11 protein-coding genes and 1 tRNA gene are annotated in these 14,000 nt (G+C 48.9%); 3 read left to right on the top strand and 9 right to left on the bottom strand.

Annotated elements, in window-relative coordinates; translation table 11 throughout:
- Positions 1–36 precede the first annotated feature (36 nt).
- From cadB to aspA, 8 genes are all read right to left on the bottom strand, one after another.
- On the bottom strand, positions 37–1,371 hold the full coding sequence (cadB, locus tag ESM_RS0103075; protein WP_000092898.1) for a cadaverine/lysine antiporter: 1,335 nt from the start codon (positions 1,369–1,371) through the stop codon (positions 37–39).
- A 363-nt stretch (positions 1,372–1,734) separates the two neighbouring features.
- Complete coding sequence (gene cadC, locus ESM_RS0103080; RefSeq protein WP_001187163.1) at positions 1,735–3,273, bottom strand: lysine decarboxylation/transport transcriptional activator CadC; 1,539 nt, start codon at positions 3,271–3,273, stop codon at positions 1,735–1,737.
- A 602-nt stretch (positions 3,274–3,875) separates the two neighbouring features.
- A tRNA-Phe gene (locus ESM_RS0103085) sits at positions 3,876–3,951 on the bottom strand.
- 106 nt (positions 3,952–4,057) lie between these two features.
- Positions 4,058–4,633, bottom strand: a complete 576-nt coding sequence (locus ESM_RS0103090; protein WP_001188522.1) for a transcriptional regulator — start codon at positions 4,631–4,633, stop codon at positions 4,058–4,060.
- A gap of 35 nt (positions 4,634–4,668) precedes the next feature.
- Positions 4,669–6,366, bottom strand: a complete 1,698-nt coding sequence (gene dsbD / locus ESM_RS0103095) for a protein-disulfide reductase DsbD (protein WP_000068875.1) — start codon at positions 6,364–6,366, stop codon at positions 4,669–4,671.
- A complete protein-coding gene (cutA, locus tag ESM_RS0103100; RefSeq protein WP_000883397.1) occupies positions 6,342–6,680 on the bottom strand; it encodes a divalent cation tolerance protein CutA in 339 nt (112 codons plus the stop codon). Before cutA ends, dsbD begins: the two co-directional genes overlap by 25 nt.
- A gap of 115 nt (positions 6,681–6,795) precedes the next feature.
- Complete coding sequence (gene dcuA / locus ESM_RS0103105) at positions 6,796–8,097, bottom strand: anaerobic C4-dicarboxylate transporter DcuA (RefSeq protein ID WP_000961962.1); 1,302 nt, start codon at positions 8,095–8,097, stop codon at positions 6,796–6,798.
- Between the two features lie 117 nt (positions 8,098–8,214).
- Positions 8,215–9,651 (bottom strand): aspartate ammonia-lyase, encoded by a 1,437-nt coding sequence (gene aspA / locus ESM_RS0103110; RefSeq protein ID WP_001517611.1) that lies wholly within the window; start codon positions 9,649–9,651, stop codon positions 8,215–8,217.
- 336 nt (positions 9,652–9,987) lie between these two features.
- On the opposite strand from aspA, the gene ESM_RS0103115 reads away from it, so the two are divergent.
- Positions 9,988–10,464: an FxsA family protein gene (locus ESM_RS0103115; RefSeq protein WP_001267441.1), complete on the top strand. Its 477-nt coding sequence runs from the start codon at positions 9,988–9,990 to the stop codon at positions 10,462–10,464.
- A 15-nt stretch (positions 10,465–10,479) separates the two neighbouring features.
- Here ESM_RS0103115 and yjeH read toward each other — a convergent pair whose 3' ends face one another.
- Entirely contained in the window at positions 10,480–11,736 is a 1,257-nt protein-coding gene (gene yjeH / locus ESM_RS0103120) for an L-methionine/branched-chain amino acid transporter (RefSeq protein WP_000015807.1), read from the bottom strand.
- 275 nt (positions 11,737–12,011) lie between these two features.
- Between yjeH and ESM_RS0103125 the strand changes: the two genes are divergently transcribed.
- Complete coding sequence (locus tag ESM_RS0103125; protein WP_001026276.1) at positions 12,012–12,305, top strand: co-chaperone GroES; 294 nt, start codon at positions 12,012–12,014, stop codon at positions 12,303–12,305.
- Positions 12,306–12,348: 43 nt separating this feature from the next.
- Positions 12,349–13,995 carry a chaperonin GroEL gene (groL, locus tag ESM_RS0103130; RefSeq protein ID WP_000729132.1) on the top strand — a complete coding sequence of 549 codons (1,647 nt, stop codon included), beginning with the start codon at positions 12,349–12,351 and terminating at the stop codon, positions 13,993–13,995.
- The last annotated feature ends 5 nt before the right edge of the window (positions 13,996–14,000 follow it).

Consider the following 14,000-nt stretch of genomic DNA (forward strand, 5'->3'; position numbering starts at 1 on the left):
CAAAATGAAAGGAGGAGCCTCGGAAAATACTTTTAATTAATGTGCGTTAGATGCAGTGTGGTTATCCATTGAGTGGCTCTGGCGCTCGTGCATTTTGCGAGCGTAGAACATCAGGATAATCAAGCTGACGATGAAGGTTCCTGCCAGCTCGAAGGAGCTTGCCCCCATCAGAGCGATGAAGCAGAACACGCAACCCAGTACAGAGCAGATCAGGCTGACAAAGTTGCGGATGTTAACGCCTTCAAAACGAATCAGGTCAACGCAAGAGTAGAAGTACGGCAGCATAGTCAGCAGTACTGCGATACCGGTCAGTTCACCAAACAGGTCAGATGCTTTACCACCGGCAGAGTTCATCAGGGTGATCAGGATCATCAGGGCAGTCATTTTCACAGCAGCCAGCAGCAGACCTTTTTTCGGAATACCGTTGCTGTCGACTTCGCCATAAACTTTCGGGAAGTTACCGTCGTTAGCGGCACGCACACCTGCCTGGCCTACCAGCATCATCCAGGAACCCAGAGACGTCAGGCATGCAAAGGCGGTGAATGCAGAAACCAGCGGCGCAGCCCAGTTACCCAGGATAGTAGAAGCACTGATTGCAAACGGAGCACCGGAAGCTGCCATTACAGAAGACGGATACATACCGGAAAGCACTTGAGTTGCAGCAATATAAACAATACCTGCTAAACCAGTACCCAGCATGGTTGCCAGTGGAACGGTACGTTTCGGGTTTTTAACCATACCCGTACTTACCGCTGCGGATTCCACACCCACAAAGGCCCACAGGCAGAGCAGAATACTTTTAATGATCGCATGGCCATCAGTGGTATTAGCAGTGTTCCAGTTAGCTGCATAAGTTGCAGTATCAAACCAATGCCAGCCAACAATAGCAGTCATAACTACAGGAATAAGAACCAGCACCAGACCAATAGTGGTTAAACGGCTTACCCAGGTACCGCCGAGCATATTTACAAAGGTAAATATCCAGACGATAGCAATACAGGCGATACCCGCCGGGACAGGATCATTTAATACCGGGAAGAAGGTGGAAAGATAAGATACAGCGGTAATACCAATCGCCAGGTTACCAATCCAGTTAGCATGGTAATAAAGAACACCTGTCTGAAAACCAAATGCAGGAGAAATTTCTCCGGCATAAGCAATTGGGCCACCTTGTTGCGGGTTTTTTGTTGCCAGTCGGGCATATACATAAGCCAACGACATTGCACCAATAATAGAGATAATCCAACCCCAGATAGCAATACCACCGATACTTGCAAGGTTCGCAGGTAATAATGCAATACCGCTCCCCATCATATTACCGGCAACAACACCGGTACAGGCAAATAGCCCGATCTTCTTGGCAGAACTCATGCTCTTCTCCTAATTTCATTTTTGAATTTGGAGTCCGGGTCATGATGCGTAACTATTTACTGACCAGACCAAACTGGCGACAAGATTACTCAAAAAAAAAGATTAATCCTAAAGATTAGGTGAAATAATACAAAAGTTTATGTAAGTGAGAATTTGAGCTCTCCATTAACAGATAAGAATCGCAAGTTGATATCATGAAAAGATAAACATTTAATGTTTACAATGGGTTATGTGCAGACTTGTGGTTAAAATTATGTAGTAAAAGTTATGCGACAAATAAAATGCCGCAACATATTATACCAATAAAAACACACAAAAATTCAACACCAAGTATTCCCGTGCATGAATCAACGCGGGAGTCACTTATTCTGAAGCGAGAAATTTGTCGAGATAAGGAACAACATAAGGAACAGAAGTCTGGAATATACCATTTTCAATCCAGTAAAGGGTGTTTGTACCAGGACGTAAATTAAAGGCTGTGAGATATGCATCAGCAGCTTCACGGTTCATCCCCTTCATTTCGTAAACTTTGCCAAGCAACACATAGTTTAGCCAGGACATTTCAAGATCAATTCCAGTATTTATCGCCTGATACGACTCCTCTATTTTTCCATTTTCCAGGGCACTGACAGCTTTTATTTGATAGAAAATGGCTAGATTATTCATGCCCGGCATTGTAGCAATGTTATCAATTTCTGTATTCAGTGCTGCTAATTGTTTTTCATCTAAAGGGTGCTGAGAATGACGTACTATATCAACTAATGCTTTTTCTGCTCTCGCATAGATAAATTCAGGAGATGATTCAATAATCTCACCTAATAATTCACTGGCACGGTTCAATGATTTTTCATCACCATGCATTAAATAATCATGCGCTTGATAAAAATTAGTTAATAAAGCACCTCGATGAGGCAATATTTGTTGGAACATCTCCTGCATTCGTTGTGGCCACGGTTGATTCAATGCCTTTGATAAACTCTCAAGTAAATCATTTTGAATTGCCAACTGGTTACCGTTAGTGATGACATAACGTTTATCCAGCATGGTTGAACCATCTGCATTGTCTACCAATTTCACCGACATAAAGCACTGCTGAGCGCGGTATTGGCGTTGATTAACAAATGCAATAGATAACGTTTTACCAGAGCTGCTCGGTTCATCAATGTTGTAGTTAATTTTGTCATGCACCATAAAGGTGGAGAAGGTATTAAGTGACGTAGCCACCAAATCGCCCACACCTATCGCGTAAGAGCGCTGATACGGAGAAGTCCAATTGTTACAACTGTTATTCACCATATTAATGTCAATATCGCGTGGATTGAGCAAAATACGCGATTTACTCAAAGGAAGACGCGTTTCCAGGCTGGAGAATGCCACGAGTACGACACAGATACCTAACGACAACAGGAAAAAAAACCATACCCAAAAGGCAGTTAATCGTTTGCATCTAACTGGGGGATGTTCAGGTGGCTTTGGGGGGTATTGGATATCTGGACTGTGGATGGGGGGATCTGTGTCAGGAGTCGCCTCTGGTATAGGAGGAGACGAAGATAACATCATTTCCTCCCCTTCCTCTTCGCTGCACCATATAACCGGAACCATTAATTTATAACCGCGCTTCGGTACAGTAGCGATATAGACAGGACTATCTTCATCATTATCTTTTAATGACTTACGCAGTTCTGAGATACTCTGTGTTACAACGTGATTGGTGACGATACTCCTCTTCCACACATTATCGATAAGTTCATCTCTACTAAGTACTTCACCACTATGTTGAGCAAAGAAAACCAGAAGATCGATTAATCGTGGCTCCAGGGTTAGTTGACGCCCGTTGCGACTTATTTGGTTTATGGACGGAGTAACAAGCCATTCGCCAACGCGAACTACAGGTTGTTGCATAATAGAAACTCACTCGAAAAGGGACTGGCCCAATGATAATTGCCATAACCTATTTTTACCATCTATTGATGAATGTCTTTACATATTATTGGTGAATAGAATACGTTATTCTTACCAGCCATAAACTTCTTGATTACATAGCCTTACGAAAGAACTTTAATGAGAACCAGAAGTAATTTGCCTTACCATCAAAATTCATCATCTTTGCCAAAGAAAAATGTTCAGAAAATAATTCCCGGAAAATGGCCCGAAGCGCTTACTATTTTAATGGATTGTTAGTCTTTGCATGAGCAAACGGACTGATACATTTTTCTTTGTTCGCATTCAGAATCTCATCAGTCGGCGTTCTGTTTATGGATGCATTACGCTCCTGATGACGTCATTTGACGTTCAACAGCATTACGGGGCCGCGCGACATTTCGCGTCAGTCAGTGCTATAGCTTAGGGACAAATTTTCTCGAACCGGGATATACCCGCAAAATGCTGGTGATGTGGGGGAGAATCGGGTTGAGTTCGGCAGAATTGATTTGGAGGCAGAACGCTTAAATTGTGGCGTCCTGAAACGAAAAACGGACCTCTGTGGAGGTCCGTTTATATGAATTTGGTGCCCGGACTCGGAATCGAACCAAGGACACGGGGATTTTCAATCCCCTGCTCTACCGACTGAGCTATCCGGGCAACGGGGCGCATTAAACCGTAATCTGCACATCTCGTCAACCTAATTTCAGTAAAAACGATTCAATTGCTTAAGTTTGCGGCAAATCGCTTGTTTTCTGTATTTCTGTCAGGTCAGTGCCCCGCCCTGACGACAGCGGGCGAAGCGCAGGATATCTTCCGCCAGTCGGTGTGCGGTGTCGACATCCGCCTGGCTGCGATTCACCAGCATGCGACTTAAACACCCTTCCAGCACCAGTTCCATCTGCTTTGCCACCATTGCCGGGTCGTCAACTTCCAGGGTGGTTAACAGTTCGTGGGTGAAATCATACGCCGCGCTTTTTTGCTGATCGGCCAGTTGATGGATAGGGTGGTCGGGATCGGGATAAAACGTGCAGGCAGCGATAAACAGACAGCCCGGATAGCGGTTGTTTTTAACGCATTCTGATAATGCCTGATAACGCGCCAGCAGCTTTTGTTCAGCAGACTGCGTTTCATCCAGCATCAGTTGACGACGCCAGACATCTATCTGTTGGCTAAGATAGCGCAGCGCATCGTAGAGGATGGCCTCTTTGTCTGGCCAGAAACGCTGGAGCGCTTCCAACGGATAATCCACTCGTTCAGCAACCATCTCCAGCGTAGTGTTAGCAATCCCTTGTAACTCTAATAATTTCAGGGCTTCTCCCAGTACATCTTCACGTTGCACGCTATTTTCCTCCGTCTTTCCCTCTGAAGTGTCGTTCACGGTTGGCGATCGTGCAAATGTGCGCTGAAGGTTTCTGCATCCATAAAGCCCGTGACTCGTGCTTGTGGATGCTCCTGACCTTGTCCGTCAAAAAACAGAATCGTCGGTAGGCCAAGGACATTTAGATGTTTTAACAGCGCCACATCTTGTGCGTCGTTGGCAGTGACGTTGGCCTGAAGTAATACCGTGTCTGCTAACGCTTTTTGCACCTGCGGGTCACTGAAGGTGTTTTTTTCGAACTCTTTACAGGCGACGCACCAGTCGGCATAGAGATCTAGCATTACCGGTTTGCCTTTGGCTGCAACGAGCGCCTGATTTAACTCATCTACTGTTTTGATTTTTTTAAAGTTGAGATGGGTCTGAGATTGTGCCGTGCTCGTCGCGCCAAACGCCCAATCCTGGAGTGGGCGCACGCTTACCAGCGCGGCTGCCAGCAGGATAATTTGTACCATGCGCATCCAGCCGCGTTTGGCTTGTAAGCTGGAGACAAACGCCCAGCCAAAGAACGCGACGCCAAGCGCCGACCACAAGCGTAATCCCCAGGCATCGCCAATCACCCGCTCCAGCAGGAAGACCGGCAGCGCCAGGATTACAAAACCAAACGCGGTTTTGACCTGTTCCATCCACGGACCGCTTTTCGGCAGCAGACGGTTGCCGAAGACAGTAATGAGTATCAGCGGTAGTCCCATGCCCAGCGCATAGAGATAAAGTGTACCGCCGCCCAGCCACATGTTCCCGCTTTGGGCGATATACAGCAGAATCGCGCTAAGTGGCGCGGTAGTGCATGGTGAACAGATCAATCCGGCAATTGCGCCCATAACAAACACACCGCCAGGCGAGCCGCCTTGCTGGCGATTACTCATCAGCGTGAGGCGTGTTTGTAGGGAAGAGGGAAGTTGCAGGGTAAACAAGCCAAACATCGACATCGCCAGCAAGGTAAAGACGATAGCGAGGCCGATAAGCACGTAAGGATGCTGTAGCGCCGCCTGGAACTGTAATCCCGCGGCGGCAACCACCAGACCCAGTGCCGTGTAAGTCAGCGCCATCCCCTGAACATAAATAAAGGTCAGCAGCAATGCTCTGGCGGTGGATAGCCGCTGTTTACCGCCCAGTACGATGCCGGAAATCAGCGGGTACATCGGCAGCACGCATGGTGTGAAGGCGATGCCGATACCGATCAACAGCGCCCAGAGTGCAGAAAAGGGCAGTTGCGCGGCGGGTTGCTCTTGCTGCGGAACTGGCGCAGGTTGTGGCGCCGCGTTGTTGGTGAGCACTTCGCTTAACGGCACTATTTTAGTTTCTGGCGGATAACAGAAACCGGCGTCGGCGCATCCCTGGTAAGTAATCGTCAACGTCGCACCAGCACCCGCCTGATTGATGGTAACGGGAAGCGTCAGCCGCCCACGGTAAATCTCGCTTTTGCCGTAAAACTCATCTTCATGCCAGACACCTGACGGCAGTTGCACGTCGGCAATCTTCGCCTGTTCAGGCGTAATACGGATCTGTTTACGGTAGAGGTAATAACCGTCTTTGATCTGCCAGCTCAGATTAAGGTCATGCTGGTTTTGCTGAAAATCAAAAGCAAAGGCTTGATCCGCGGGGACGAATTGGGAACGTCCAGGCGCGTCGAATAATCCGGCAAAAACGGAAGTGCTGCAAAATAGCAGGATCAGCGTAAAGATGCGTTGAGCCATGAGAGGTAATCTGTGTCTCCATGTGTAACAGGTAAAACCAGAAGTTCAGGTGTTTGATAAGGATGATGAGCCTTCAGGCATTCCAGCAGTGCCTGCTGGTGAGCTTTATCGGTTTTTAAGATCATCTGTACTTCATATTCCTGTTCCAGCTTACCCTCCCAGTAATAGAGAGAGGTTGCACCGGGGAGCAGGGTTGCGCAGGCTGCCAGTTTTTCTGCCAGCGCTTTGGCAGCCAGATCCTGGGCTGTCGCTTCATCCGGCGCGGTACACAGCACCACGACAGACGCGGTATTCGAACTTTTTTCATCAAGCATAAACACCTCGCTAGAACAGATGGAACCGCAAGAGAGAGGTCACTATACAACGGACGAGGGAAGGATGTTAGTCGGTGGGAAAGAAAGCGGGGCGTGAACGCCCCGCGATTTGTTATTACAGCATCACACTGCCCAGCAGGAAGCCGAAGCAAACGGCCAGGGCAACACCCAGAGTACCCGGGATGAAGAACGGATGGTTGAAGACGAATTTACCGATACGAGTTGTACCCGTGTCATCCATCTGTACCGCAGCAACCAGCGTCGGGTAGGTCGGCAGAATGAACAGGCCAGACACGGCTGCGAAAGAAGCAACAGCGGTCAGCGGAGAAACGTTCAGCGCCAGAGCCATCGGCATCAGTGCTTTTGCGGTTGCAGCCTGAGAGTACAGCAGAGCAGAAGCAAAGAAGAAGATGACAGCCAGCAGCCACGGATGACCCTGAATCACTTCACCAGCGGTATCTTTGATCCAGTCGATGTTGTTGGAAACGAAAGTATCGCCCAGCCATGCAACACCTAGGATACAAATACAGGCGCTCATACCTGCTTTGAAGGTGCTGGAGTTGAGGATGTTGTCGGTATCCACTTTGCAAAGAATAGTGGTCAGGGTTGCAACACTCAGCATGATAATCAGGATGGCGTTAGTGGTGTTCATCAGCGGTTTCTCAACCAGACCCATGCTCGGGCTGTTGATGATCGCATAGATAACCACGCCGACTACGCCCAGCAGGAACAGCCAGACGGACGCTTTCGCGCCTTGTTTGATTTCAATCTGCTTCTCACCGCGCAGTTCAACTAAACCTTCTTCCAGACGCTTGCGATAAATCGGATCGTCAGACAGCCTGGAGTTGAACAGCATGGTGACCAGGAAGGACATCACCAGAACCGCCAGCAAGGTGGACGGGATGACTACGGAGAGCAAATGGAGGTAGCTGATGCCATGACCTTCCATTACGGAAGACATGTAAACCACTGCCGCAGAGATTGGCGATGCGGTGATCGCAATCTGCGCGGAAACTACCGCAGTAGACAGTGGACGGCAAGGTTTAACGCCTTGTTCCTTCGCTACTTCAGCGATAACTGGCAGCGTTGCCAGAGAGATGTTGCCAGTGCCCGCAAAGATGGTCAGGAAATAGGTCACGATCGGTGCGAGGATCGTGATGTATTTCGGGTTACGGCGCAGCAGCTTTTCTGTCTGGTGAACCAGATAGTCCAGACCGCCAGCAACCTGCATGGCAGAAATAGCAGCGATAACCGCCATGATAATGGAAATTACATCGAACGGAATGTTACCAGGCTTGACGCCGATAGCGGCAAGAACCAGCACCCCCAATCCACCTGCAAAACCAATACCAATTCCCCCTAATCTGGCGCCCAAAAAGATCGCCAGCAAAACGATGATGAGTTCTACAACTAGCATATTAGCCTTCCTTGTTTTTTAACAAGTTGATATCAGGTTGTTGTTTTTAAGTTACTGCTCACAAGAAAAAAGGCACGCCATCTGACGTGCCTCTTTTATTTGTACTACCCTGTACGATTACTGTTCGCTTTCATCAGTATAGCGTTTTGCTTTGTAAGCCGGATGCATCAGGTTCTGTACGGAGAAAATATCGTCTAGTTCCGCTTCAGTCAACAGACCGCGCTCCAGAACGACTTCGCGCACGCTCTTACCTGTTTCGGCACAGATTTTACCCACGATGTCACCGTTGTGGTGACCGATGAACGGGTTCAGGTAAGTGACGATACCGATAGAGTTGTAAACGTAACCTTCACACACTTCTTTGTTAGCAGTGATGCCGTTAATGCATTTTTCCAGCAGGTTGTAGCAAGCATTGGTCAGAATGTGAACGGATTCAAACATCGCCTGGCCAATGACCGGCTCCATAACGTTCAACTGAAGCTGACCTGCTTCTGCTGCCATGGTAACAGTGGTGTCGTTACCGATGACTTTGAAGCATACCTGGTTAACTACTTCCGGAACTACCGGGTTTACTTTTGCTGGCATGATAGAAGAGCCTGCCTGCAGTTCCGGCAGGTTGATCTCATTCAGGCCGGCACGTGGGCCAGAAGAGAGCAAGCGCAGGTCGTTACAGATTTTGGACATCTTCACAGCCAGGCGTTTCAGCGCGCCGTGAACCATAACGTAAGCGCCGCAGTCAGAGGTCGCTTCGATGAGGTCTTCAGCCGGAACGCATGGGAAGCCAGTGACTTCAGCCAGTTTTTTCACTGCCAGCGGAGAGTACTCTTTCGGCGTGTTCAGGCCAGTACCGATGGCAGTTGCGCCAAGGTTAACTTCCAGCAGCAGTTCAGAGGTACGTTGGATGTTTTTCACTTCCTCTTTCAGCAGGATGCTGAAAGCGCGGAATTCCTGACCAAGGGTCATTGGTACTGCGTCCTGCAGTTGGGTGCGACCCATTTTCAGGATGTCCTGGAATTCGACAGCTTTACGCTCAAAACCTTCGCGCAGTTGGTTAATAGCATCTACCAGTTTAATCAGGGAAGAGTAAACTGCGATGCGGAAACCGGTCGGGTAGGCGTCGTTGGTGGACTGACATTTGTTAACATGGTCGTTCGGATTCAGGTACTGATATTCACCTTTCTGGTGTCCCATCAGTTCCAGACCGATATTGGCCAGCACTTCGTTGGTGTTCATGTTTACGGAAGTACCTGCGCCGCCCTGGTAGACGTCTACCGGGAACTGATCCATGCATTTTCCGTTATTCAGGACTTCATCACATGCAGCAATGATTGCATTCGCTACACTTTTAGGAATGGTTTGCAGCTCTTTGTTTGCCATAGCTGCGGCTTTTTTAACCATTACCATACCGCGAACAAATTCAGGAATATCGCTGATTTTGTTGTTGCTGATATAGAAGTTTTCAATCGCTCTCAGAGTGTGAACACCATAGTAGGCATCAGCTGGAACTTCCCTGGTACCCAACAGATCTTCTTCGATACGAATGTTGTTTGACATGTGAACCTTCTTTTTCAAGCTGCCAATGATTTGCTTTAAACACACAGAATATATGTGGTTTCGAATGTTTTTCGACCGACGATTATCCCCTGCATCAGTCGAATACTCGGGATCATATGTTGCTTGAGGATTTCTACCGTAATCTGGATCACTTTAAGTGTCGGTTTTTACCCCTTAATTATTAATTTGTGAAATAGATCACCGCTTTGGGATTACTACCAAAAATAGTTGCGCAAACGTCTTGAAATTTTGCTAATGACCACAATATAAGCTGAACGCGATTCGCAAACCATTCAGGCGGCCGGATTTAACCGGTTGCTATTACAGGAGAAACCTTTGCGCTGGTTACCTTTTATTGCCATTTTCCTTTATGTCTATATTGAGATTTCAATCTTTATTCAGGTTGCCCACGTATTGGGGGTATTACTCACTCTTGTGTTGGTTATATTCACGTCAGTTATTGGTATGTCGCTGGTACGTAACCAGGGATTTAAGAATTTTGTGCTGATGCAACAAAAAATGGCGGCGGGAGAAAATCCGGCGGCGGAAATGATTAAAAGTGTTTCGTTGATCATTGCCGGTTTGCTGCTTTTATTACCGGGCTTTTTCACCGATTTCCTCGGTCTTCTTCTTTTATTGCCACCAGTGCAGAAACATCTGACCGTGAAGTTGATGCCGCATTTGCGTTTTTCCCGTATGCCGGGCGGTGGATTTAGTGCCGGAGCCGGTGGCGGCAATACTTTTGATGGTGAATATCAGCGTAAGGATGACAACCGCGATCGCCTTGATCATAAAGACGATCGTCAGGATTAATGTGGAAACGCCGGATTATGTGGTTATGCCATTTTCCGGCGTTTTTCGTTTCGGCAGGAACAACCACAGCCCCGCCAGCATGATCAATGCATACACGCTTTTCCAGCCGACCATCGCCAGCAACAGGATGCAGAGCAGTCCGCCAATCACCGCCAGTAGCCGATAACGTCCCTTCAATAATTTACAGCCAGCCAGCATGCACAGCAGATAGATCATAATAAAGATGCCGTTGGCATAAATGATGAGTGCGTCCAGATTGATCTCTAAAGTGTGAATCACCAACGTGCTCACCACGCAACAGCCGAGCACTGCATTGAGGGCATTGTTCGGGATATGGCGAGAAGAGAGGCGCGCCAGGTAGTGGTTGGGTTTATCTTGCGCCTGCGACCAGACCAGGCGGGCGAAACTCTGTATATAAATATTGAGGCTGGCAAAGCAGGCCAGATAGCCAATCACGCAGGCAATCCACAGCGCCCCTACACCGAACAGTTGCACCACAATTTCCGGAAGCGATGCTGCCGCCGCCATTTTTTCACCGTAGGCGTCGAAGTGTAAGACGACAACCGTACACCCCCAGTAGACTAAACCTGCCAGCACCAGACCAATCATCAGAGCGCGGGGGAAATCACGCTCCGGATTTTTAAATTCTGAGGCAAGGTGAGCAAACGCCTCCAGACCGACAAAGCACCAGAACATTACCGATAACGCAGCAAATAGCCCGGAAAGTTCGATATCACCTGGCGCAGGGAAGGGGATATTCGCAGGTTTAATATCGGCTGCCCACCAGACGGCGACAATCAGCGCGACGATAAGTCCGGCAATAACCGTTTGTAGATTCGCACTGGAACTGGCACCGCGAGTACCGATATACCACACCAGCGCCAGCGTACCGAGTTCAGCCATCAACAGTTGCCAGCCATGCCAGCCAAACATCGCCTGGCCGAATCCGGCGGCAATTTGCAGCGCAGCGGGCAAGCCAACGGGAATAACTGATAAAAATAACCAGCCTGTGACTCGCTCAAGCCGCGAACCGAACGCCATGCCGACAAAATGCGCCACACCGCCCGCGCTGGGGTAGTGGCGACCCAGAATCGCAAACACGATCGCAATCGGGAAAACTAAGATTATCAGAACAGGCCAGGCCCACAGGCTATTATTGCCTGCCACCAGGGCGGCTAAGGCAGGAACGGCAAACACGCCGGTGCCTAACAATGAAGTCGATAACAGGCCGATGCCCTGGGCCAGCCCCAGTTCTTGTTTGAGTCCACTCATGGGTTGATGTCCGATTGCGCCCAAATTTTGGGCAACTGCGCAGGTTTTTGATGGTAGCACAATCAGATTCGCTTATGACGACGATGTCGAAATTGCGATGAAACGTGAGGTGAATCAGGATTTTTACCCGATTTTGTGCTGATCAGAATTTTTTTTCATTTTCCCCCTTGAAGGGGAGAGGCCTCATCCCCATTTCTCTGGTCACCAGCCGGGAAACCACGTAAGGTCCGGCGTCACCCATAACAGATACGGACTTTCTCAAAGGAGAGTTATCAATGAATATTCGTCCATTGCATGATCGCGTGATCGTCAAGCGTAAAGAAGTTGAAACTAAATCTGCTGGCGGCATCGTTCTGACCGGCTCTGCAGCGGCTAAATCTACCCGTGGCGAAGTGCTGGCTGTAGGCAATGGCCGTATCCTTGAAAATGGCGAAGTGAAGCCGCTGGACGTGAAAGTTGGCGACATCGTTATTTTCAACGATGGCTACGGTGTGAAATCTGAGAAGATCGACAATGAAGAAGTGTTGATCATGTCCGAAAGCGACATTCTGGCAATTGTTGAAGCGTAATCCGCGCACGACACTGAACATACGAATTTAAGGAATAAAGATAATGGCAGCTAAAGACGTAAAATTCGGTAACGACGCTCGTGTGAAAATGCTGCGCGGCGTAAACGTACTGGCAGATGCAGTGAAAGTTACCCTCGGTCCGAAAGGCCGTAACGTAGTTCTGGATAAATCTTTCGGTGCACCGACCATCACCAAAGATGGTGTTTCCGTTGCTCGTGAAATCGAACTGGAAGACAAGTTCGAAAATATGGGTGCGCAGATGGTGAAAGAAGTTGCCTCTAAAGCGAATGACACTGCAGGCGACGGTACTACCACCGCAACCGTACTGGCTCAGGCCATCATCACTGAAGGTCTGAAAGCTGTTGCTGCGGGCATGAACCCGATGGACCTGAAGCGTGGTATCGACAAAGCTGTTACCGCTGCAGTTGAAGAACTGAAAGCGCTGTCTGTACCGTGCTCTGACTCTAAAGCTATTGCTCAGGTTGGTACTATCTCCGCTAACTCCGACGAAACCGTAGGTAAACTGATCGCTGAAGCGATGGACAAAGTCGGTAAAGAAGGCGTTATCACCGTTGAGGACGGTACTGGTCTGCAGGACGAACTGGACGTGGTTGAAGGTATGCAGTTCGACCGTGGCTACCTGTCTCCTTACTTCATCAACAAGCCGGAAACTGGCGCAGTAGAACTGGAAAGCCCGTTCATCCTGCTGGCTGATAAGAAAATCTCCAACATCCGCGAAATGCTGCCAGTTCTGGAAGCTGTTGCAAAAGCAGGCAAACCGCTGCTGATCATCGCTGAAGATGTTGAAGGTGAAGCTCTGGCAACTCTGGTTGTTAACACCATGCGCGGCATCGTGAAAGTGGCTGCGGTTAAAGCACCGGGCTTCGGTGATCGTCGTAAAGCAATGCTCCAGGATATCGCTACTCTGACCGGTGGTACTGTAATCTCTGAAGAGATTGGTATGGAACTGGAAAAAGCAACCCTGGAAGACCTGGGCCAGGCTAAACGTGTTGTGATCAACAAAGACACCACCACCATCATCGATGGCGTGGGTGAAGAAGCTGCAATCCAGGGCCGTGTTGCTCAGATCCGTCAGCAGATTGAAGAAGCAACTTCTGACTACGACCGTGAAAAACTGCAGGAGCGCGTAGCGAAACTGGCAGGCGGCGTTGCAGTTATCAAAGTGGGTGCTGCTACCGAAGTTGAAATGAAAGAGAAAAAAGCACGCGTTGAAGACGCCCTGCACGCGACCCGTGCTGCGGTAGAAGAAGGCGTGGTTGCTGGTGGTGGTGTTGCGCTGATCCGCGTAGCGTCTAAACTGGCTGACCTGCGTGGTCAGAACGAAGAGCAGAACGTGGGTATCAAAGTTGCACTGCGTGCAATGGAAGCTCCGCTGCGTCAGATCGTACTGAACTGCGGTGAAGAGCCGTCAGTTGTTGCTAACACTGTTAAAGCTGGCGACGGCAACTACGGCTACAACGCTGCAACCGAAGAATACGGCAACATGATCGACATGGGTATCCTGGATCCAACCAAAGTAACTCGTTCTGCTCTGCAGTACGCAGCTTCTGTGGCTGGCCTGATGATCACCACCGAGTGCATGGTTACCGACCTGCCGAAAAACGATGCGGCTGACTTAGGCGCTGCTGGCGGTATGGGCGGCATGGGTGGCATGGGCGGCATGATGTAATTGCC

This window comes from Escherichia sp. TW09308 (assembly GCF_000208565.1).
Lineage (GTDB): Bacteria > Pseudomonadota > Gammaproteobacteria > Enterobacterales > Enterobacteriaceae > Escherichia > Escherichia marmotae.

What these genes read in the sequence shown, in the direction of transcription:
- yjeH (WP_000015807.1), bottom strand. Translation starts at nt 11,736, where the DNA reads ATGAGTGGACTCAAACAAGAACTGGGGCTGGCCCAGGGCATCGGCCTG.
- dsbD (WP_000068875.1), bottom strand. Translation starts at nt 6,366, where the DNA reads ATGGCTCAACGCATCTTTACGCTGATCCTGCTATTTTGCAGCACTTCC.
- dcuA (WP_000961962.1), bottom strand. Translation starts at nt 8,097, where the DNA reads ATGCTAGTTGTAGAACTCATCATCGTTTTGCTGGCGATCTTTTTGGGC.
- cadC (WP_001187163.1), bottom strand. Translation starts at nt 3,273, where the DNA reads ATGCAACAACCTGTAGTTCGCGTTGGCGAATGGCTTGTTACTCCGTCC.
- groL (WP_000729132.1), top strand. Translation starts at nt 12,349, where the DNA reads ATGGCAGCTAAAGACGTAAAATTCGGTAACGACGCTCGTGTGAAAATG.
- ESM_RS0103125 (WP_001026276.1), top strand. Translation starts at nt 12,012, where the DNA reads ATGAATATTCGTCCATTGCATGATCGCGTGATCGTCAAGCGTAAAGAA.
- cutA (WP_000883397.1), bottom strand. Translation starts at nt 6,680, where the DNA reads ATGCTTGATGAAAAAAGTTCGAATACCGCGTCTGTCGTGGTGCTGTGT.
- cadB (WP_000092898.1), bottom strand. Translation starts at nt 1,371, where the DNA reads ATGAGTTCTGCCAAGAAGATCGGGCTATTTGCCTGTACCGGTGTTGTT.
- aspA (WP_001517611.1), bottom strand. Translation starts at nt 9,651, where the DNA reads ATGTCAAACAACATTCGTATCGAAGAAGATCTGTTGGGTACCAGGGAA.